Genomic DNA, 20,592 nt, shown 5'->3' with positions numbered 1-20,592 from the left:
AAAGAACACAATAATCCACAAAAAGTAAACAAAAAAAAAAGAAGCGATTAAATAAAATCAAATTTTATCTAATCGCTTCTTAACCAAGTATTGAAACGTATCACTTTTTCAGTGACCTCAGAAATTGGGGCTTTTTCATTATCAATAAATCTTTATTCCTACAAAACAAAGCCAACACCAACAGTTGAATTAGTTTGGTCGTCCACCAAAATGAAGGCACCGTTTGCAGGGTTGTATTCGTATTTGTCTGCAAAAATTGGCTTCGCCGTTTTTAATACGATTTCTCCGATTTCGTTCAATTTCAATTCCGAAACAGCATCTACAATTGTGTCTTGATTCACTACGTCAATTTTATTATTCAAAGCAATTACTTTCGCTTTTGAATCATTAATGCCGTGTTGAAGAATATATGTCTTGCCTGAAACCAATGGTTTTGAATCCATCCAACAAATTCTTGCGGTGATTTCTTTCAATGGTTCAAGTGTTGATGTTGACTTCACCAACATATTTCCACGAGAAACGTCAACGTCTGTTTCTAAAGTAATTACTACTGATTCCTTCGCTCCTGCTTTTTCTAATTGCGTTCCGAATTTTTCAATCGTTGCAATTTTAGAGTTTTGTCCCGTTGGTAAAACAGTGATTTCATCTCCTACTGAGAAAACACCACTTGTGATTTTACCTGCATAACCTCTGTAATCGTGGAATTCTTCTGTTTTTGGACGAACTACAAATTGTACAGGAAAACGAGCTGGCTTTCTAATTTCGTCGAAATTAGTTTCTTCTAATTCTTCCAACAAAGGTGCACCTGTAAACCAAGGCATTTCTGTTGATTGCGTAGAAAGATTTTGTCCGTACAAAGAAGACATCGGAATGAAGGTAATTTCCTGTCCTTCAAAAGATACTTTATCAGCCAAGGCTTGAACTGCATCTTTGATTTCGTTAAAACGTTCTTCTGAATAACCAACTAAGTCCATTTTGTTCACACAAACAATTACTTTCGGAATACGAAGCATTGATGAGATGAAAAAGTGACGGAACGTTTGTTCTAATACACCGTTACGAGCATCCACCAAAATCATAGAAACCTTTGTGTTTGAAGCACCCGTAACCATGTTACGAGTATATTCAAAGTGACCAGGCGTATCTGCGATGATGTATTTACGTTTTGGCGTCGAGAAATAAATATTGGCAACGTCGATAGTGATACCTTGTTCACGTTCGGCGATAAGTCCATCCGTTAATAAAGAAAGGTCTAAAAAGTCTAAACCTTTACGTTTTGAAGCCGCTTCAAGGGCTTCAATTTTATCACGAGTGATTGATTTTGTTTCGTATAAAAGTCGTCCGATGAGGGTACTTTTCCCATCATCCACCGAACCTGCTGTTGCTATTCTTAAAATATCCATCTACTGAGTGAGGAGTTTTGAGTGCGGAGTGAGGAGTTAAAATTTTCATCAACATTGATGCTTTTCTCACTCTTACTTTATTTCTTATTATTTTCTTTTGCCGTTTTACTTGACGAGATAAAAATAGCGGTCAATTCGTCCGCCTCTTTCATCAGGTCTTTTAACAACTCTTCTTTCACAATGCCAGATTCTACTAATAATTCCATCCAAAATAATGATTCATCAGCTTCCTCAACAACAATTGCAATCTTTGCTATAAAATCAGCGGGTGATTTTGCTCTACAAGATGCTCTGTAATTTGCTCCTACCGATGTTCCACAACGAAGTAATTGTTTTCCAATTACTTGTGCTGTTGGTTTATTAGGTAAACTTTCAACAAGCTTGATAATTCTCAAAGCGAACAATTTTGTTCTATTTTTAAGATTATCATACTTCATTTGAGTGAGAAGTTTTGAGTGTGGAATGTCGAGTTTATTTAAGTTGTGAATGAGGAGAATGTTCGGTTGAAAGTTTTGTGTTGAATTAGGATTTATCTTTACTCCACATTCAACACTCAACATTCCAACCTCTAATAACTCCTCACTCAAAACTCACAACTCATCACTTAAAAATATCCTTGTTGCTTACGTTTTTCCATCGCTGCTTCAGAGCGTTTGTCGTCGATTCTGGCACCACGTTCAGAGATTTCTGCGGAAAGAATTTCACCGATAATATCGTCTAATTCTGTCGCTTCCGAAGCTACGGCAGCGGTACAAGTCATATCACCCACAGTACGGAAACGAACGGTTTCTTCAAAAGGAGTTTCGTCTGCATCTTTATTCAAGAATTCAGAATCAGCCCAAAGCATACCATCACGTTGGATTACTTGGCGTTTGTGTGAATAATAGATAGAAGGAATTGCCATTTCTTCTTCTTTGATATAATTCCAAACGTCTAATTCTGTCCAGTTTGAAATCGGGAATACTCTTACGTTTTCACCAATCGCAATACGACCATTCAACATATCAAATAATTCTGGACGTTGACGTTTTGCATCCCACTGACCAAAATCATCACGTACTGAGAAAATACGTTCTTTCGCACGAGCTTTCTCTTCATCACGTCTTGCACCACCGATACAAGCATCGAATTTGAATTCTTCGATAGCATCTAATAAAGTAACAGTTTGCAAAGCGTTACGAGAAGCATATTTTCCAGATTCTTCTTTTACTTTTCCTTGGTTGATAGAATCCTGTACATAACGTACAATCAATTCTGCACCTGTTTCTTTGGCTAACCAATCACGAAATTCAATGGTTTCAGGAAAGTTATGTCCTGTATCAACGTGGAGTAATGGGAAAGGGATTTTTCCGGGGTAAAAAGCTTTTTGGGCTAAACGCACCAAAGTAATTGAATCTTTCCCACCAGAAAACAACAATGCGGGTTTCTCAAACTGAGCAACCACTTCACGCATAATATAGATTGCTTCGTCTTCTAATTCACGAGGGAAAAAACCGAATTTCGGAGTAGATACTTCAGAACTCGGATTTTTTAAATGATCAACCATATTTTTTAATATTTATTAATTCTTTGATTATTAGCTATTAGCTGTGAGCTTTAAGCTATGAGATTTTTTACCCTTATTATAAAAAATGTCTTTATTCTGTGAGATATGGATTGCTCTGTAATATATTATTCAAATGACACTCCTCATCCCGAACTCAAAACTCCTCACTCAGATAACTCATCACTAACTATGTAGTCCACATTCTTTTTGTGAAGCTTCCCACCACCAACGACCAGCACGAGGATGCTCGCCTTCTTGGATGGCTCTGGTACATGGAGCACAACCGATAGAAATAAAACCTTTTCTGTGCAAAGGGCTATCTGGTACTCTATTTTCTTTTAAGTAAGCCAAAACGTCTTCGTAAGTCCAGTGAATTAATGGATTGAATTTAATCACATTATTGTTGGCGTCCCATTCTACAATTTCCATATCTGAACGGTTTTCAGATTGCTCTGAACGCAAACCTGTAATCCAAATTTCAGCCCCAGCCAAAGCTCTTTTCAAAGGTTCAATCTTACGAATGCCACAACATTCTTTACGGTTTTCCACTGAAAAGTAAAAACTGTTAAAGCCTTTTTCTTTTACTAAAGCCTCAACTTTTGCTGTATTCGGGAAGTAAGTTTCAAATTCTTTACCGTACTTGTTTTTGGTAGTATCCATCAACTCGTAAGTTTCTTGAAACAAACGACCAGTATCAAGGGTAAAAACTTTGATGTTGAAATTATTCTTGAAAATCGCATCGGTAATCACTTGGTCTTCCTGACCAAACGATGAAGAAAAAACTACATTTCCGTAGTTTTCAGCCATATAACTAAGCCCTTCTGTAAGTGAAAGACCTTCTAAGGCTTGTTTTAATTGACTTAAATCTGACATAAGCAATCCTGAATTTTATCCTCTATTTTGAGCTTAACAAAATTTCATCTCGCTTAGTTACACTTGGCAAACTATTCAGCTTTCAGACTTGTTTATTCTTTAGCATTTAGTTTAATTATTGGTAGCTAAGTTATTAGGAGTACAAAGTTAGGTAAAGTCTCTTAAAAAAAACATACAAAGTCTATTAATTGAGTAGATTTTGTATAAAATATTTTTAAACTAAAAAAAGTAATGTATTTCTAAATCTGTTATCTTTAAAACAAATCCATCTTTGTTTATAAGCATACCTAAATCATAAATATGTATGAATCAGGCACTTGTATCCTATTTTGAAAAGACTGAAAACCACAGTCGTGTGTCGGAAATGAGTTTAAAGGATTTAAAGAGCCTCGTCCGTCAGGGAGAGAGTATTCAACTTGAGTTTAAGATGAAAGCCAATCACCCTGAAAAAATTATCCGTGAAATTGTAGCTTTTGCCAATACAAAAGGAGGAACCTTATTGATTGGTGTTGGAGACGATAAAAGTATTCCTGGACTAAAATTCGTAGATGAAGATGAATACATTTTAGTACGAGCGATAGAACGCAATTGCTTCCCTCCTATTACTTACGATATTGAACGCATCAGCGTAACCGACGACCGTGAAGTATTGGTCATAACCATTCCAAAAAGCAAAAAGAAACCCCATTATGTACAGCTAGAAACCGAAGAAATGGGAAAAGCTTATGTACGAGTCGCTGATCGTTCAGTACAAGCAAGTAAGGAAATGAAACAAATTCTAAGACGAGAAAACGAAGAAGGCATTCAGTTCAATTTCGGAGAGAAAGAGAAAGTATTGATGGCTTATCTATCCGAAAATACTCAAATCACTTTGGCGGAATTTGCTAAAATTGCCAATATTCCACTTTGGTTAGCTTCAAGAACACTCGTTTTACTTGTCTTGGCGAATGTGATAAAAATCCAAGCACATGAAACGGCTGATTGGTACTCTGTTGCTTAATCCAAATCTTTGGTTTCATAATATGGTGCTTGCGTTGGTACTTCAATAACGGGCGGTCTCCACATAATCTTTCTTCCAAATTTAAAAGTAAAACCTGCACTAAAGCTGAACATATTAGATAAGCCTTCTCGTCCATACACAATTCCTGTATGTTTTACTTTTAAAAATAAACCCAATCTATCGGCATTTTCTTGAAACTGAATGCCTAAACTGGGTGAAAATCCCCAATTGACAGAATTTCCAGCAGGTATATTTTTAGCAAAAGAAAGAAAATTAGGATCAATTTGTGTTTGATAACTCGTAAAATATGCACCTGTTTCTAATCCTACAAAAGGTTTAATAAACTTTTTGCTCCAGATATAATATTCCGCTCCAAATGATACAGGTATTACATCTTTGTAGTAATAGCCATAAATTTTTGTGCTATAATCAAACCTAGATTGTACAGCCAAAGCAAGTCTCATTTTATTAATTCCAGAATAAGCTGTAAGTTTTAGCTTTTCGGAAATATGTTTCCGTAAGCTAATGTCAATTGCCGAACCTGAGTATGCACCGTCTTCACCAAAGCTTGGTTCAGTAACATAACTAAACCCTGTGCTTACTTGTATTTGTGCTTGTGTGAATAATGGGAAGAATATCAAAATAAGTAACAGTTTTTTCATATTCAGTTCGGTTTATATATAACAACGAATATACAACTTTTTCATATTGCTAGTTTTCTGACTGTCAATTATTTGAAGCGTTTTTCGATGAACGTTTATAAAAACAAAAAAGCGTAAAAGTTTTTTAATCCTTCTACGCTTTTTTTATGAACAAATATTCAATCTTTTACTTCAATACATAGGCCAAAGCCTCCTCATTTTCAGCAATCCATTCTGTGATTTCTGTTACGATTTGTTTCATCGAAATTTCAGGTTTCCAACCCGTTAAAGCTGTTACTTTGGTATTATCTGTTACATACAAACGAATATCAGCCGCACGGTTTTCAGCTACTTTGCTAATTGGAATTGTTTTACCAGTTACTTCTTGACAAATCTGAGTAAGTTCTTGTAAAGAAGCACTTACTTCAACACCACCACCAGCGTTCAAAATTTCTCCGTTTACTTTGTCAATATTATGTAATTGGAAATCAATCAAACGATATAAATCTTTAACATGTAACATATCACGAGTTTGGCGACCAGAACCACCATAACCGATGTATGCTAATTGTTGTTGCCAATAATGTTTTGCAACCCAAAGTACCATTACTCCTTGATCAATTTTACCCATTTGCCAAGGACCAGTTAATACTCCACAACGGTTGATAACGGTTTTCATACCGTAAAATTCATTGTATTCATGAATCATTAATTCAGAAGCCAATTTTGTTGCTCCGTACAACGACCTTGCTCCATCCAATGGGAAATTTTCTGCAATACCTTTTGAAGAAACACCAGCAACTGATTGTTCATCTGAAAGCACAAAACGAGTTTCGGCTTCTTCGAAATTCAGTTTTTCAATTGCTTTGATTGGATAAATTCTACTGGTAGAAAGGAATATAAAAGCAGCTCCACACTTTTTAGTATAGTTCAAACAGTTGATTGTTCCCACTAAATTGGTATTAATCAAATAGTCTGGAGTACCTTCTAAACCTGCTAAAACAGAAGGTTCGGCAGAAGATTCTATGACGAAATCAACTACTGGCAAAGCATCAAAATCTTCTTTATTACGAATGTCTCCGTGAACGAAAATAGCACCCGCTTTTGCTAAACGAGGCAGATTTAATTCTGACCCTTTACGTTTTAAATTATCCAAACAAATTACTTCGTAAGAAGGATAATTAGTTTTAATATTGATGGCGAGCGAAGAACCTACAAAACCTGCTCCACCTGTAATAAGGATTTTCAAAATGTTAATGTTTTAATTAAGGTTTAATCTACTCTTTTTAATACAACATTTTCTACTGGACGAATAATCAATGGTACTTTCTCTACTTTTACTGCACTGGTATCCAATCCGAACCACTTATCTTCAGAAGGAGTAAAATCTTTGATGAAGAAATAAGCCTTCATGATTAATCCTTCTATGAGCGATAATTTATTATCGAACGATAAAAATTTCTCTAGCACTACAAAACGGAAATCTCCAATTACATTTTGTTTATTCAAAGATTCATAACGAGAGGTAATATCTACTTCTCCTTTTTTCACCATATCTTCTACTACTTTTCGGAAGTAAAGATTTATTCTTTGTTCAACTCTGAAACCCAATCTGAAATTTACTTTAATAACATCGTCAGGCTCAATAACGCTTACTTTATATTCCATTGTATATGGATCATCCATGGTATCAACATGGACAAACCAATAAATATCTGCTCGTTTGGGGCGTTTTTGAAAGATTGAGTAAATGATTTTAGATTCTATTTCACTGGTTCTAGCTGCATTCGACATAAACACTAAGTGTGTTGCGTACTTAGGAATACTCATATCTCGGCTTAGCTCTTTCAAAGGTTCAATATAGTCAGCGAGTTTCACGTATTCAGTCAATCGCATTTTGATAATATTCGCTCTAAACCAAATTACCATTAAAGCAATAATCGCTGCCGCAATAAACAATGAAACATATCCACCATGAACAAACTTACGAAGGTTTGCTACTAAAAACGCACCTTCAATTGCTACATATAAAACGATAAAACCAACAACCCACCACATATCAATTTTTCGTGTGTGGAGGTAATATGCCATTAAAGCGGTGGTCATCAGCATGGTCATGGTAATCGCTAAACCGTAGGCAGCTTCCATATTGGCTGATTCTTTAAACCATAAAACCACGCCAACACAACCCAACCATAAGAAAATATTCATACTTGGCACATATAATTGTCCTTTTTGATCTGAAGGATAGTGCAAACGAACCTTAGGCCAGAAGTTCAAACGAATAGCTTCTGAAACCAAAGTGAATGAACCTGAAATTAAGGCTTGACTAGCAATTACGGCTGCTGCAGTAGCAATGGCAATTCCCCAAATCAAGAACCATTCTGGCATTAATTCAAAAATAGGTTTTCGTCCGTTTAGTAATTGTCCATTCTGTGAAATCAACCATGCTCCTTGTCCAAAATATTGAAGTAATAAAGCGATTTTTACAAAAATCCAACTGATTCTGATATTTCCACGACCACAATGTCCTAAGTCAGAATACAAAGCTTCTGCTCCTGTTGTACACAAGAAAACTGCTCCAAGTAGCCAGAATCCACTTTCTCCACCATGTGAGTTTGTCAATAAATCGTAAGCATAATATGGAGATAATGCCTTTAAAACTGTCCAGTCTTGTGCAATCCATAAAATACCAAAGAATGCTAACATCGAAAACCAAATCAACATAATTGGACCAAAAGCTCTACCAACGACTTTAGTACCAAAGATTTGGAACATGAATAAGCCCGTAATAATAGCGAGTACAATCGGAACAGTTTGAAGGTCAGGATAAATTTTCAGAAGTCCTTCAATGGCTGAAGCGACTGAAATTGGCGGAGTAATTACTCCATCTGCCAAAAGTGTTGATGCACCAATTACAGCAGGAAAAGTAAGCCATTTAGCATGACGTCTCACCAATGCGAAGAGTGCTAAAATACCACCTTCACCACGGTTATCTGCTCGAAGAATTAGGATTACGTACTTAAAGGTAGTTTGCAGCGTCAATGTCCAAAAAATACATGATAGTCCGCCGAGAACAGTTCTCTCATCTATTGGAACATTACCAATAATCGACTGCATTACGTAGAGTGGCGAAGTACCAATATCACCATAAATAATTCCCATCGCTACCAGCAGACCTGCTGCGGTGGCTTTGTCCATACTTTTATGTTCCATAAAGAGGAAGCAATTGCAACACCGATGGTTACAATTTTTTATTGGTTAAGTAAAATTTTATTCAAAAAAAGGCAGATTATAGTCTGTATTGCAAGCAAATATAATACCTCTTCTGGATTAATTCCATCATTCAAAAAAAGACCTCTAATTTCCTAGAAGTCTTTATCATTTTTTAGTTCCCTTTTTTTGTCCTTTTTTACTTTATTCTTCATAATAATAACCAAAAATAATGTCCATTTCATCTTCAGAAGTTAGTCCAAATGAAATGGTTTTATCTGAAGTATTATTATAAGTAACTACAGATGTAAGTCCTTCTCCTTTTTTCAACGAAATAGGTGTTGTATAGTTAATCATAGCTGGATGTTCCCAGTCGGTACTTTCATAAACTACTTCGCCATTTCTTGCTCCGCCCAAAATTTTAATCACAAACTTTTGTCCATATTTATGATTATGCGAAGTCAATGAAACTACTTTTACATCTGTATTAAATTTAAAATCTTTCGTAACTGTTGTAATCGTTTTAGCAGGTAAAGTAAAACTTGTATTATTAAAATCTATGGTTTTTACTACATATTTTACTTTAGATTTATCAACTGTATAAAGATTTACATTATTCTCGCCATAATGTACTTCGTTGGTTTTATTAAAATAATGTGGATTCAAATCAATGGTCATTCCTGCTGGTAATAGTAAAGCTGTTCCTTCTGGAAAAGTATATTCCTGACTAGCGTTAGTTCCTCCGCCTAAAAAAACATGATTTGACATTTGGATTGCGGTCACCAGATTCAATGTATTATCTGCATTACGCAAATCTCTGATGGTATTGATGGTTGGTAAAGTACTTGCAGTTTTATCTCTAAAATCATATAAAACCATGTGATGGCTATTAGGGCGAGATTGAAATTTAAGTTTATTCACATAAACATCTACTGTATTTCCTATTGCTTTTCTCACAAAAAGCTCTCTTTCAAAATTGGGCTGAATGGTAAATTTTTCCACTTTCATTTGGTAGCCAGCTACTCCTTCTTCTTGTGGCGTTTGAATACTCTTGAAGTCATCATTTGCAGAAACACTTGGCGTTGTATCGTCCAATAAAGTTTTATCCACTACATCGCCGGTTTTGGGTGCACCAGCCTCTATCCAACGACGTACAAATTCTATTTGTCCAACCGAAAGAGCCGTTCCACCTAAAGGCATTGGTGAAGCATACTGTTTTCCTCCATGATGAGACGCATCCCAATTTAATTTATGATAAAACAAACTCTCTAAAGATTTATAAGCTTTTACTCTCAGATGCCCGTCTGCTTTTGAAAGCTCATTTTTTGGCACTACTCCCACTAAATTGGCATAAGCTACCGATTTTTCTAATACTAATCCATGCTGGGCATAAGTGGCATCTGAAGTAGAAGCATGACAGCCTGCTGTAGCACAAGTTGGCGTGATGATTCTATCTTGAAGTAAAGAAAAACTTGAAGTTTCATTGGATGGTTGGGTATCATCTACAGCATTTTTAGAACATGATGCCATGATTAAACAGCCCAATGATAATAAGATAATGCTGTGGTAAATATGCTTTTTCATAGTCGGCTTGCATTGAATTACTCCTAAATTCTCTGATTTAAAATGAATAGACATTCTTTCATAATAGACAAACGAATGAACGAAATGTTTACGTAAGTGAAGTACGACAAATTATACAAAAAGGTACTAATTTCTTACAAAAAACATTTTAAACACATAATTAAACAAAGGCTTTTAGCCATTCATCCCTTAATACTCATGCAACTTTTGTAGCTGAAACAACATCTTTGAACGTAACGCTCAAAACATTCAACTAACAATACCGTTTATCAAAAAACAATAGTTACTTTGTCAGTAAATCTATTAATTGTTTCTTTTTCTAAAATCCAACCAACCTACTTCGCATGAAAAACCTTAGGTTATCTCTGCTGGGAGTCGTGTTATCGCTACTTCTAAACACGCTAGCATTTGCTCAAAAAACTTTTGATTGGAAAACAGCCTCTTCTGCTGGCTATACTTACAAATACGTAAGTAACGACCCAATGAAAGCTCGTTTTTACACATTACCTAACGGATTGACTGTAATCCTCAGCGAAAACCACAAAGAACCACGTATCGCTGCTTTGATTCCTACTCGTGCTGGTTCTAATACCGACCCAAGAACCAATACGGGTCTTGCCCATTATTTAGAACACATGTTGTTCAAAGGAACTGACAAATTTGGTTCACTTGATTGGTCTAAAGAAAAACCATTACTTGACCAAGTTGATGCACTTTACGAAAAGTACAACAAAACAACAGATTCATCGCAACGTAAAGCTATTTACAAGGAAATCGACCGTGTGTCGGGCGAGGCTGCCAAATTCGCTATCGCTAATGAGTACGATAAAATGATGGCTTCGATGGGTGGACAAGGCACGAATGCTTTTACTTCTTATGAACAAACAGTTTATACAGAAGATATTCCTGCTAATGCTATCGACCGCTTTTTGAAATTACAAGGCGAACGTTTCCGCAATCCAATTCTTCGTATTTTCCACACAGAATTAGAAGCAGTTTACGAAGAAAAAAATCGTAGTTTAGATAACGATGGCTGGAAAGTTTATGAAGCTCGCAACGCTGCTTTATTTCCAACGCATAATTACGGACAACAAACAACCATTGGAACGATTGAACACTTGAAAAACCCTTCTTTGGTTGAAATCCGCAATTACTTCAAAAAATACTATGTGCCAAACAACATGGCAATCATCATGGTGGGCGATTTCAATTCAGATGTTTTAATCAAAAAAATTGAAGCTTCTTTCAAATACATGGTTGCAAAACCAGTGCAAGAATACAAACCAGCACCAGAAGCACCAATTACTGCCCCATTGGTTCGTGAAGTATTTGGTCCTACTCCTGATGCCCTTACCATTGCTTGGCGTTGGTCTGGTTCTTTAAATGCTAAAGAGAAAATCATTGGTACAATTGTAGATGAATTGATGTCGAATTCAAAAGCTGGTTTAATTGACTTAAACTTAGTGAAAGCTCAAAAAGTATTGAGAGCAAGCTGTAGCCCAGAATGGAACAAAGATTATGCCGTTTGGCAAATGACGGGTTCGCCGAAAAAAGACCAAAGTCTTGATGAAGTAAAAGCATTATTGTTAGGAGAATTAGATAAATTGAAATCTGGAACTTTTGATGAATCTATCATCAAAGCGATTGCAGCCAATTATAAAATGAATGCCATTCAAGGTTTAGAAAACAATTCTTCTCGTGCTTATAGCTTACTTGAAAGTTTTGTAGCTGATAAAGCTAATAATTGGACTGATTATGTGGCCATCAACGACGCTTTGGGCAAAGTAACAAAACAAGATGTAATGGATTTCGCTAAAAAATACTGTGGCGATGGTTACGTAATTGTTTACAAACGCAAAGGAACAGACACTAATATTACTAAAGTTGATAAGCCAGCCATTACGCCAGTAGAAGTAAACCGTGAAGCACAGTCTGAATTTTTGAAAGATGTAAACACAACGGCGATGTCGAATATCGAACCAAAATGGTTGGATTTTAATAAAGATATTAAAAAAGGTAAAGTTGGTACTTTAGAAGCATTAACTGTTAAAAATACAGATAATGACCTTTTCCGTTTAAGCTACCGTTTTGATATGGGTTCTTGGAATAGTAAAGTATTGCCAATTGCCTTACAATATTTACAATTTGTTGGTACTGATAAAATGAATGCTGAACAAATCAGTACGGCATTTTATCGTTTAGCGAGTAATTTCAATACTTCATATACCGACCACCACATTACTTTAGCGATGTCGGGCTTGAACGAAAATTTCGCTAAAACAGTAAGTCTTTTTGAAGATTTATTAACTAAATGCAAGAAAGATGATGCCGCTTTAGAATTACTAAAAGGCAGATTGTTGAAGCAAAGAAGCGATGCTAAATTGAACAAAGGAGCAATTTTACAAGGTTTGGCTACTTACGCATCTTATGGTGCTAAAAATCCAAGAAATACTTTACAGTTTACAGATGCTGAATTAAAAGCCTTGAAGTCAGAGGATTTAATCAGTTTCTTGCACGATTTATTCTCGTACAAACATTCTGTAATTTATTATGGGCCAAAATCTGTAGAAGAATTAGCGATAGCTTTGAAAGCTACGCACCAAATCAATAGTACTTTCAAAACAGATTTGCCTTTGGTAGCTGATTTCAAAATGGAAGCACCTACTAAACCAACGGTATTATTTACTGATTATGATATGGTTCAGGCTGAAATCAATTGGGTTCGTCCAACGATTCCGTTTAGTACTTCAGAAACACCAATTGTAGAATTATACAATAATTACTTCGGTGGTGGCATGTCGTCAATTGTATTCCAAACCATTCGTGAATCTAAAGCTTTGGCATACTCTACTTATGCGTTTTACCAAACGCCAAATACCAAAGATGAGAAGTATCGTATGATTGCTTATATCGGAACGCAAGCAGATAAAATTCATGAATCAATTGCTGGAATGGATGAGCTGTTGAACGAATTCCCTTCGTCTGAAAAGAATTTAGAAACAGCGATTGCAAGCATGAAAAAGAATTATCAGACTGAAAGAATTACGCAAGACAATATTATTTATACTTATCTGACGGGTCTTGACAAAGGCGTAAAAACAGATGAGCGTCAGGCGATTTATCAAGCTTTGGATAAACTAACATTAGCTGATTTAAAGAAATTCCAAGATACTTTATTGGCGAAAAAGCCATATTCTATGTGTATTGTAGCTTCTGAGAAAAAAGTAAACTTAGAAGATTTGAAAAAATACGGAGAAGTGAAAAAATTGACTTTAGAAGACGTATTTGGATATTAATTGAGTAGCAATAAGCCGTAGGCAGTAAGCTTTAAGCAATGTTAACTTAAAGCTTACTGCTTATAGCCTACAGCTTAAAGCCAGTATTTTAAATCTACAAACCAATGGCAGAACACCTTGAAACAGGCAAAAAAGCCGAAGACATCGCAGCCAATTTTCTCATTGAAAAGGGCTTCCAAATTCTCCACAGAAATTATCGCTACGGTCGAGCAGAAATTGACTTGATTGTACGCAAAGGAATCTTCTTAGTATTCGTTGAAGTAAAATCCCTTACCAATACAAAATTCGGAATGCCCGAAATTGGCGTAAACAAACACAAAGTAGCCATGGTAACCAAAGCCGCTGACTTTTATGTGTTTAAAAACAATTGGCATCAACAAATCCGTTTTGATATTGTGGCAGTCGTTTTCAAAAACGACACCTTTGAAGTATCACATTTTGAAGATGCTTTTTATTGATTGAAATCTACATCACCATTTTTTCAATCAATTGAATAATTTGAGACAAACCAACTGCATCTACTTCCGAAAAATCATTTAGCTCATCAGAATCCACATCAAGTACTAAAAATACTTCTCCGTTTTTATCTTTAGCAGGCAACACAATTTCAGATTTTGAGGCAGAAGAACAAGCAATATGCCCAGGAAAAGCCTCAACATCTGGCACAATTACAACTTCCTTGGTAGTATAAGCATGTCCGCAAACACCTTTATTAAAGTGAATACGAGTACAAGCAATTGGCCCTTGGAAAGGTCCTAACACTAATTGATTTTCTTTTTTAAGATAAAAGCCAACCCAAAAGAAATTAAAAGCTTCTTTTAAAGCGGCTGAAATATTAGCAAGATTTGCCGTCAAATCTGTTTCGCCAGCAACAAGTGCTTTGATTTGTGGCAATAAGCTTTCATAAATTTCTTGACGGTTCGTCGTTGATGGAAGATATAAACTTTCAGACATTGTATTAAACGCTCGTATTTTGGAAGTAACGTTTCATCCAACTTTGGGCTGCACTTACTTGCCAATTATTTTTAAATTCGCCAATATTGGCAACTAGATTATTGAAAATTAAGGTTTCAGGATGAATTATTCCTTCCGCTACCATTGCTTTGATTTTCAACATTTCCACACTTTGAATGGTATCTTGATAAATAAAAGCGATAGAACGGTCGAAGAAATTAAGATTCATTTCAGCACTAAGTTCTTTTAGCCAACGAGTAGAAGCATCAATTGAACAACCAGAAGCTTGATTTTGTACTTCATCCACCGCTACGACGATAAAGCGATTATGGAATATCTTTACAGAACCCACCAAAGGTACACCATGAGCCGCCCATTGATTTACTTGTGCTTCAAGGGTTTCTTGCACATATAAAAATTCAGCATCGCTTAAATTTTTATCGGTTTGATACACCCAAACACGGGCATAATCTGGCATTTTTTCAAAGGGAATAAACATATTTTTGTGTTTTCTTTTTCACTAAAAAGATAATGATTTTTCATTCAAATCAGTTCCTAAATATTTTAAACCGACAAGTAGTATCTAAAACGCAAACAAAAATTCCATACATTTGGTTAAGAAAGTAGTTGATTGAATTAATCGCATAAACTTACACAAATGCTTATTAGAATTGTTTTATTATTCGGTACTTTTCTGTTGATGGAAGGAACAGCTTGGTTTACACACAAGTATATTATGCACGGTTTTATGTGGCGTTGGCATCGTTCGCACCATGTGCATCACAATGAAGTATTGGAAAAAAATGATTTGTTTGCAGTAGTTTTTTCTACGGTTTCAATTGCAACGATTGCTTTAGGAAATTTTAATCCAGATTTTTGGTACTTATTTTGGATTGGCTTAGGCGTTACTCTGTACGGAATTTTCTACTTTATTTTCCATGATGTAATTGTTCACCGTCGCATCAAAATCAAATTTGTGGCAAAACACCCTTACATGAAACGCATTATGAAAGCTCATTACATTCATCACAAAGTACATGAGCGTGAAGGTGCAGAAGCTTTCGGCTTTTTGTATGCTCCTAAAAAGTACGAAGACACGAAAGTGAAATCTTAAATTCTTTCGATATTATCTTCCTTTACCAAATCCATATTTTGATACTTCAAAAATACTTGTGCCAAAACAATAATGTCTTCACGACAATAAGAAGCAATTTTTGGCAAATCGTTTTCTTTATGATAAGTAAAATTTACTTTATCGCCACTGAGTTCATCTTTACTACTTGGAATACCAAAAATACAAGCCAATAAATCTAGTGAAATGTAATGTTTTTTATCGCCAAACTTCCACATTTCTAAAGTATCAAAATGCTGAACTTCCCAAGGTTTTTTACCAGCAATCTGCAAAGCTCTAGGAATTTCGATGCCATTTACCAACATTCTTCTGCACAAATAGGGATAATCAAATTCTTTTCCGTTGTGAGCACAAAAGGCTAAATCAGCTTTGTATTTTTTCTCAACGAGTTTTTTGAATTCATTCAAAAGCGTTACTTCATCATCTCCACTGATAGATTTTACTTTCAAACAGATTTCTTGCTCATCGTTCCAATGAAAAAAACCTAAACCAATGGATACAATTTTGCCAAATTCAGCATAAATTCCTGCTCTATCAAAGTAAAAATCTTCATCACTTAAAGCATTTGGATTTGCCAAGAAACTCGCTTTATGCAACCACAAAGCTTTCATTCTATCAGAAAGTAACGAAAATTCACTTTCTCCAGAAACAGTTTCTATGTCGATAAATAATAGGTTTTTAGCAAACTTTTGAAAGTCCATAATAAGTTTTGAGTTATGTAGATTTTAATAATTATGAGTTATGAATTATAAAATGATGAATTGACTTTCAGGATTTTGTCTCTTGCATCTTCAATCCTAAAGTCTTAAAGTCCTAAAGTCTCAAAACCCTAAAGTCAAAAAAAACTACTCATGCAAAACACCTTCTAAATTCAACTGATTGATTAGCATTAGGTTTTCCTCACGAATTGATTCAGGCACAAAGATAAATTTTTTATCAAATATCTGATTGCCAATATAATAACTCACCCAATATTCATTATTCAAATGAAAAACATCTGGAGTGATGATTTCTACTTTGATAATTTCTCGTGCAGGCACTTGTTTGTAAAAATGTCTGAGTTGAGATGTTTTTGTTTCTTTTCCATCTGGTTCAAAACCGTATCCACGAGAATTCACAAAAACGGTTTCTAAAGGAACAGACAATCGATTAATTAAATAAACATCCCATTCTACTTCATTTAATTCATTAATTTTTCGGGCAATGGCAATTTTTACGCCTTCAACATTGGGAAATTCTATATCTTTTTTCATTGTTTAATTTTGCTTTAGGCTATAAGCTGTAGGCAGTAAGTTTTTGTTTTCTTTGCATAAAGCTTATAGCCTATCGCTTACAGCATCCATCGCTTCTATCTCAAAAATATCTTTTAAATGTTTTGCCATTCTATCGGAAACGGCTTGAAAGTCTTGGGGTTTTCCTAATTCTTGTTCGATGGAAGTAACGGCTTTGTCTTCAATTCCACAAGGAACAATGTGTTTGAAATAATTCAAATCTGTATTTACGTTCAAAGCAAAGCCGTGCATCGTTACCCAGCGACTGGCTTTTACGCCCATTGCACAGATTTTTCTTGGATTTTTCTGTTCGAGATGGTCAATCCAAACGCCTGTTAAACCTTGAATTCTTCCTGCATCAATCCCAAAATCGGCACAAGTACGAATCACGGCTTCTTCCAGAAAACGCATATATTTATGAATATCTGTAAAAAAATTCTCTAAGTCAAAAATCGGATAACCTACCAATTGTCCTTTGCCATGATAAGTAATATCACCACCACGATTGATTTTGTAATACTTGGCTTCGTGTTTTTCTAAACCATCTGCATCTAATAAAAGATGTTCGAGTTTGCCACTTTTGCCTAAAGTATAAACATGAGGGTGTTCGCAAAAAAGTAAGTAATTGGGTGTTAATTCCTGTTTATCAACCTCTAAATGTTTATTATTTAATTTGATGGCAACGATTTCTGCATGAAGTTTCTCTTGATAATCCCATGCAGTTTGGTAATCTATTAATCCCAGATTTTGGAAAATTACATTTTTATTCTGAATCACATTCTTATAATTTATCATCCACACTAAGCTTAATCAACGCATTTTCTGTACTTATGGTTTCGCTTGAAAAACTTCTTTAAATTTATGCTTTATGATTAAAACTGCTTACTCTTCATTTTCAAAGCAAGATAAATGGTTTTTTGTTTTGATACTTTATAAATCACAAAAAGCTACTCATTGATATTTTTAGGTTCTGTAGTACGAGTTTTCAACTCGTGTATCTAGTAGTATGTTCACGAGTTGAAAACTCGTTCTACAAAAAAATCCCTTCTCCAAAAGAAAAGGGATTCGACTATCTGATTTATACTTATTTTCTTATAAATCCACAGCACAACCATAAGCTGCTTCAGTTGCTCCTTTTACAGCTTCTGAAATAGTTGGGTGTGGGTGAATCGCTGTCATGATTTCGTGAGCAGTCGTTTCTAATTTACGAGCTACCACTACCTCTGCGATTAATTCAGTAACGTTATAGCCAATCATGTGAGCACCTAATAATTCGCCGTATTTAGCATCAAAAATTACTTTTACAAAACCGTCTCTTGCTCCAGCAGCTGTTGCCTTACCTGATGCTACAAATGGGAATTTACCCACTTTAATATCATAACCTGCTTCTTTCGCTTTCTTTTCAGTTAAACCTACCGAAGCAATTTCTGGAGTACAATACGTACAACCTGGGATATTAGAATAATCTAAAGGCTCAACTTTATGTCCTGCGATTTTCTCAACACAAATAATACCTTCTGCCGAAGCAACGTGTGCTAAAGCTGGACCAGGAGTAATATCACCAATTGCAAAATAACCTGGGATATTAGTTTCATACCATTGGTTTACTAAAATTTTACCTTTATCTGTGATGATACCAACTTCTTCTAAACCAATATTTTCAAGGTTTGAAATCACACCTGCTGCTGATAATACGATGTCTGAATCAATCGTAATATTACCGTTTGGTGTTTTTACTGATACTTTACAACCTTCGCCAGTAGTATCAACAGATTCTACCGAAGAGTTTGTATGAATATCAATCCCTAATTTTTTATATTGTTTTGCTAATTCTTTTGAAACATCTTCATCTTCAACAGGAACAACATTTGGTAAAAATTCTACAATCGTTACTTTCGTTCCCATTGCCGCATAAACATAAGCAAATTCAACGCCGATAGCACCAGAACCAATTACAACCATTGATTTAGGTTGTTTTTCTAATGACATTGCTTTACGGTATTCAATTACTTTTACGCCATCAATTGGAATATTTGGCAAAGCTCTTGCTCTTGCTCCAGTAGCAATCATGATATTTTTCGCATCATAAACTGTTACTTTTCCATCAGCAGCCGTTACTTCAACTTTCTTGTTTTTCAAGGCTTTTCCGTTACCCATGATTACATCAATTTTGTTCTTTTTCATCAAGAATTGAACACCTTTTGACATAGAATCGGCAACACCACGAGAACGCTTAATGACTGCTCCAAAATCGGCATGAGATTCAGAAACCGTGATTCCGTAATCGGCAGCGTGTTTGATGTATTCAAATACTTGTGCAGATTTTAGTAATGCCTTTGTAGGAATACAACCCCAGTTCAGACAGATACCACCTAAAGACTCACGCTCCACTATCGCACACTTCAAACCCAATTGCGAAGCACGGATTGCCGCTACATATCCACCAGGACCTGAGCCAATCACGATTAAATCATAAACTTGTGCCATTTAATTTTTATTTTTTAAGGGTAATTTCAAATTTTATGCTACAAAGATAAGGATAAGCGGGGAATTGAAAGGAGCTTAGCAAGAAGTTTTTAGCCGAAGTATCAGTCCTTCTAATTTATATCTCTAAGTTTTGTCTCAAAAAAAATGCTCTCCAACAAGATTTTTCCTTACATTAGTCTAACGATAAACACTATTTTTTGATTCCCTATTGAAACAATGGAAAATATTTCAAAAAGCTCTTTTGAAGAAACCAGTTACCTTTCGCATGAATCTTGGTTTGCAAAACAGTATCCTGACCAAGAAAAACGGTTGAGTACCATTCGTAAATGGCAAAAAAGTATAGAAGAGAATACGATAGACTATTGGCTTCATCAACGTTTATTTGACCTTGCCAATCCTTTAATTAATGCAAATGACCATTGGCTAACCGTGGGCGATGGCTACGGTTTCGATGCCAATTATTTTGCTAGAAAAGGCTGTAAAGTAATGGCTACAGATATTGGTGAAGCATTTTTGCCTTTGGTAAAAGAACAAAAACTGATTGATGATTTTTCGGTAGAAAATGTTGAAAAACTCTCTTTTGATGACAATTCATTCGATTATGTTTTTTGTAAAGAAGCCTATCATCATTTTCCGAGAGCTTATTTGGGTGTTTATGAAATGATTAGAGTAGCAAAAAAAGCCATCATTTTGGCTGAACCACAAGACCCATTGACCAAAATGCCATTGATGCTGGCTATCAAAAATATCCTCGACCGCTTCGACCCAACCATTTTACAGAAGTACTGGAAAAATCGTTACTCTTTTGAAGAAGTTGGCAATTATGTCTTTAAACTTTCGGACAGAGAAATGGAAAAAATAGCGATGGGTATGAACCTACCAGCCATTGCTTTTAAAGGTATCAATAATTCATATTGGAAAGCTGGTCTTGATACCGAAATTGCTAATAATAGTTCAGCCGCTTTTCGTAAAATTCAGTCGAAACTTCGTAGAGATAATTTTTTGTGCAAATTGGGCATTTTGCCTTATCAAGTGTTGAGTGCGGTTATTTTCAAAACTTTGCCTACACAGGAAACCATTAGTAAGCTCAAAAATAAAGGTTATTTATATTACGAATTCCCAAAGAATCCTTACTTATAAACATTCTGTTTTCAAAAGAAACGCCTTTATGATAAAGCCTTCTAAACCAAAA

Annotated in this window: 19 protein-coding genes; 5 read left to right on the top strand and 14 right to left on the bottom strand. The window is 35.3% G+C overall.

Going from position 1 to position 20,592, the window contains the following annotated elements:
- Window positions 1-158 precede the first annotated feature (158 nt).
- The 4 genes from VB776_RS18970 to VB776_RS18955 form a co-directional block, all read right to left on the bottom strand.
- Window positions 159-1,403: a sulfate adenylyltransferase subunit 1 gene (locus VB776_RS18970; protein WP_323698444.1), complete on the bottom strand. Its 1,245-nt coding sequence runs from the start codon at window positions 1,401-1,403 to the stop codon at window positions 159-161.
- Between the two features lie 77 nt (window positions 1,404-1,480).
- Window positions 1,481-1,840, bottom strand: a complete 360-nt coding sequence (locus VB776_RS18965; protein ID WP_323698443.1) for a four helix bundle protein — start codon at window positions 1,838-1,840, stop codon at window positions 1,481-1,483.
- A gap of 167 nt (window positions 1,841-2,007) precedes the next feature.
- On the bottom strand, window positions 2,008-2,949 hold the full coding sequence (gene cysD, locus VB776_RS18960) for a sulfate adenylyltransferase subunit CysD (RefSeq protein ID WP_323698442.1): 942 nt from the start codon (window positions 2,947-2,949) through the stop codon (window positions 2,008-2,010).
- 183 nt (window positions 2,950-3,132) lie between these two features.
- Complete coding sequence (locus tag VB776_RS18955) at window positions 3,133-3,822, bottom strand: phosphoadenylyl-sulfate reductase (protein ID WP_323698441.1); 690 nt, start codon at window positions 3,820-3,822, stop codon at window positions 3,133-3,135.
- Window positions 3,823-4,126: 304 nt separating this feature from the next.
- Here VB776_RS18955 and VB776_RS18950 point away from each other — a divergent pair, with 304 nt between their 5' ends.
- Window positions 4,127-4,822: an AlbA family DNA-binding domain-containing protein gene (locus tag VB776_RS18950; protein ID WP_323698440.1), complete on the top strand. Its 696-nt coding sequence runs from the start codon at window positions 4,127-4,129 to the stop codon at window positions 4,820-4,822.
- Here VB776_RS18950 and VB776_RS18945 read toward each other — a convergent pair.
- The 4 genes from VB776_RS18945 to VB776_RS18930 form a co-directional block, all read right to left on the bottom strand.
- Window positions 4,819-5,484 (bottom strand): hypothetical protein, encoded by a 666-nt coding sequence (locus VB776_RS18945; RefSeq protein ID WP_323698439.1) that lies wholly within the window; start codon window positions 5,482-5,484, stop codon window positions 4,819-4,821. The genes VB776_RS18950 and VB776_RS18945 overlap by 4 nt on opposite strands.
- A 166-nt stretch (window positions 5,485-5,650) precedes the next feature.
- A complete protein-coding gene (locus VB776_RS18940; RefSeq protein ID WP_323698438.1) occupies window positions 5,651-6,712 on the bottom strand; it encodes an NAD-dependent epimerase/dehydratase family protein in 1,062 nt (353 codons plus the stop codon).
- A gap of 23 nt (window positions 6,713-6,735) precedes the next feature.
- Window positions 6,736-8,679, bottom strand: coding sequence for a KUP/HAK/KT family potassium transporter (locus tag VB776_RS18935; RefSeq protein WP_323698437.1), 1,944 nt, complete (start codon window positions 8,677-8,679; stop codon window positions 6,736-6,738).
- Between the two features lie 201 nt (window positions 8,680-8,880).
- Window positions 8,881-10,260: a monooxygenase gene (locus tag VB776_RS18930; protein WP_323698436.1), complete on the bottom strand. Its 1,380-nt coding sequence runs from the start codon at window positions 10,258-10,260 to the stop codon at window positions 8,881-8,883.
- A gap of 344 nt (window positions 10,261-10,604) precedes the next feature.
- Between VB776_RS18930 and VB776_RS18925 the strand changes: the two genes are divergently transcribed.
- Both VB776_RS18925 and VB776_RS18920 read left to right on the top strand, forming a co-directional pair.
- Window positions 10,605-13,556: a M16 family metallopeptidase gene (locus tag VB776_RS18925; protein WP_323698435.1), complete on the top strand. Its 2,952-nt coding sequence runs from the start codon at window positions 10,605-10,607 to the stop codon at window positions 13,554-13,556.
- 104 nt (window positions 13,557-13,660) lie between these two features.
- Window positions 13,661-14,014: a YraN family protein gene (locus VB776_RS18920; protein ID WP_323698434.1), complete on the top strand. Its 354-nt coding sequence runs from the start codon at window positions 13,661-13,663 to the stop codon at window positions 14,012-14,014.
- Between the two features lie 7 nt (window positions 14,015-14,021).
- Here VB776_RS18920 and VB776_RS18915 read toward each other — a convergent pair whose 3' ends face one another.
- Both VB776_RS18915 and VB776_RS18910 read right to left on the bottom strand, forming a co-directional pair.
- Window positions 14,022-14,510 carry a GAF domain-containing protein gene (locus tag VB776_RS18915; RefSeq protein ID WP_323698433.1) on the bottom strand — a complete coding sequence of 163 codons (489 nt, stop codon included), beginning with the start codon at window positions 14,508-14,510 and terminating at the stop codon, window positions 14,022-14,024.
- Between the two features lie 4 nt (window positions 14,511-14,514).
- Window positions 14,515-15,009 (bottom strand): hypothetical protein, encoded by a 495-nt coding sequence (locus VB776_RS18910; RefSeq protein ID WP_323698432.1) that lies wholly within the window; start codon window positions 15,007-15,009, stop codon window positions 14,515-14,517.
- 159 nt (window positions 15,010-15,168) lie between these two features.
- Between VB776_RS18910 and VB776_RS18905 the strand changes: the two genes are divergently transcribed.
- The gene (locus tag VB776_RS18905) at window positions 15,169-15,624 is read left to right on the top strand and encodes a sterol desaturase family protein (RefSeq protein WP_323698431.1); all 456 of its coding nucleotides are present in this window, start codon (window positions 15,169-15,171) and stop codon (window positions 15,622-15,624) included.
- On the opposite strand, the gene VB776_RS18900 is transcribed toward VB776_RS18905, so the two are convergent.
- The 4 genes from VB776_RS18900 to lpdA form a co-directional block, all read right to left on the bottom strand.
- The gene (locus tag VB776_RS18900) at window positions 15,621-16,343 is read right to left on the bottom strand and encodes a 3'-5' exonuclease (RefSeq protein ID WP_323698430.1); all 723 of its coding nucleotides are present in this window, start codon (window positions 16,341-16,343) and stop codon (window positions 15,621-15,623) included. The two genes, VB776_RS18905 and VB776_RS18900, sit on opposite strands and share 4 nt — an antisense overlap.
- Before the next feature lie 144 nt (window positions 16,344-16,487).
- Window positions 16,488-16,895, bottom strand: a complete 408-nt coding sequence (locus VB776_RS18895) for a hypothetical protein (RefSeq protein ID WP_323698429.1) — start codon at window positions 16,893-16,895, stop codon at window positions 16,488-16,490.
- A 63-nt stretch (window positions 16,896-16,958) separates the two neighbouring features.
- Complete coding sequence (lipB, locus tag VB776_RS18890; protein WP_323698428.1) at window positions 16,959-17,708, bottom strand: lipoyl(octanoyl) transferase LipB; 750 nt, start codon at window positions 17,706-17,708, stop codon at window positions 16,959-16,961.
- Between the two features lie 297 nt (window positions 17,709-18,005).
- A complete protein-coding gene (lpdA, locus tag VB776_RS18885) occupies window positions 18,006-19,400 on the bottom strand; it encodes a dihydrolipoyl dehydrogenase (RefSeq protein ID WP_323698427.1) in 1,395 nt (464 codons plus the stop codon).
- A gap of 216 nt (window positions 19,401-19,616) precedes the next feature.
- Between lpdA and VB776_RS18880 the strand changes: the two genes are divergently transcribed.
- Complete coding sequence (locus VB776_RS18880) at window positions 19,617-20,540, top strand: class I SAM-dependent methyltransferase (protein WP_323698426.1); 924 nt, start codon at window positions 19,617-19,619, stop codon at window positions 20,538-20,540.
- Window positions 20,541-20,592 lie beyond the last annotated feature (52 nt).

This window comes from Arcicella gelida (genome assembly GCF_034931025.1).
Classification (GTDB): domain Bacteria; phylum Bacteroidota; class Bacteroidia; order Cytophagales; family Spirosomataceae; genus Arcicella; species Arcicella gelida.
The sequence above is the reverse complement of the archived record's forward strand: the minus strand, read 5'-3'. Positions and strand labels throughout refer to the sequence as shown.

Excerpts from the sequence above, each read along its gene's own strand:
- VB776_RS18970 (WP_323698444.1), bottom strand. The coding sequence starts at position 1,403 with ATGGATATTTTAAGAATAGCAACAGCAGGTTCGGTGGATGATGGGAAA.
- VB776_RS18965 (WP_323698443.1), bottom strand. The coding sequence starts at position 1,840 with ATGAAGTATGATAATCTTAAAAATAGAACAAAATTGTTCGCTTTGAGA.
- cysD (WP_323698442.1), bottom strand. The coding sequence starts at position 2,949 with ATGGTTGATCATTTAAAAAATCCGAGTTCTGAAGTATCTACTCCGAAA.
- VB776_RS18955 (WP_323698441.1), bottom strand. The coding sequence starts at position 3,822 with ATGTCAGATTTAAGTCAATTAAAACAAGCCTTAGAAGGTCTTTCACTT.
- VB776_RS18950 (WP_323698440.1), top strand. The coding sequence starts at position 4,127 with ATGAATCAGGCACTTGTATCCTATTTTGAAAAGACTGAAAACCACAGT.
- VB776_RS18945 (WP_323698439.1), bottom strand. The coding sequence starts at position 5,484 with ATGAAAAAACTGTTACTTATTTTGATATTCTTCCCATTATTCACACAA.
- VB776_RS18935 (WP_323698437.1), bottom strand. The coding sequence starts at position 8,679 with ATGGAACATAAAAGTATGGACAAAGCCACCGCAGCAGGTCTGCTGGTA.
- VB776_RS18930 (WP_323698436.1), bottom strand. The coding sequence starts at position 10,260 with ATGAAAAAGCATATTTACCACAGCATTATCTTATTATCATTGGGCTGT.
- VB776_RS18925 (WP_323698435.1), top strand. The coding sequence starts at position 10,605 with ATGAAAAACCTTAGGTTATCTCTGCTGGGAGTCGTGTTATCGCTACTT.
- VB776_RS18920 (WP_323698434.1), top strand. The coding sequence starts at position 13,661 with ATGGCAGAACACCTTGAAACAGGCAAAAAAGCCGAAGACATCGCAGCC.
- VB776_RS18915 (WP_323698433.1), bottom strand. The coding sequence starts at position 14,510 with ATGTCTGAAAGTTTATATCTTCCATCAACGACGAACCGTCAAGAAATT.
- VB776_RS18910 (WP_323698432.1), bottom strand. The coding sequence starts at position 15,009 with ATGTTTATTCCCTTTGAAAAAATGCCAGATTATGCCCGTGTTTGGGTG.
- VB776_RS18905 (WP_323698431.1), top strand. The coding sequence starts at position 15,169 with ATGCTTATTAGAATTGTTTTATTATTCGGTACTTTTCTGTTGATGGAA.
- VB776_RS18900 (WP_323698430.1), bottom strand. The coding sequence starts at position 16,343 with ATGGACTTTCAAAAGTTTGCTAAAAACCTATTATTTATCGACATAGAA.
- VB776_RS18895 (WP_323698429.1), bottom strand. The coding sequence starts at position 16,895 with ATGAAAAAAGATATAGAATTTCCCAATGTTGAAGGCGTAAAAATTGCC.
- lipB (WP_323698428.1), bottom strand. The coding sequence starts at position 17,708 with ATGATAAATTATAAGAATGTGATTCAGAATAAAAATGTAATTTTCCAA.
- lpdA (WP_323698427.1), bottom strand. The coding sequence starts at position 19,400 with ATGGCACAAGTTTATGATTTAATCGTGATTGGCTCAGGTCCTGGTGGA.
- VB776_RS18880 (WP_323698426.1), top strand. The coding sequence starts at position 19,617 with ATGGAAAATATTTCAAAAAGCTCTTTTGAAGAAACCAGTTACCTTTCG.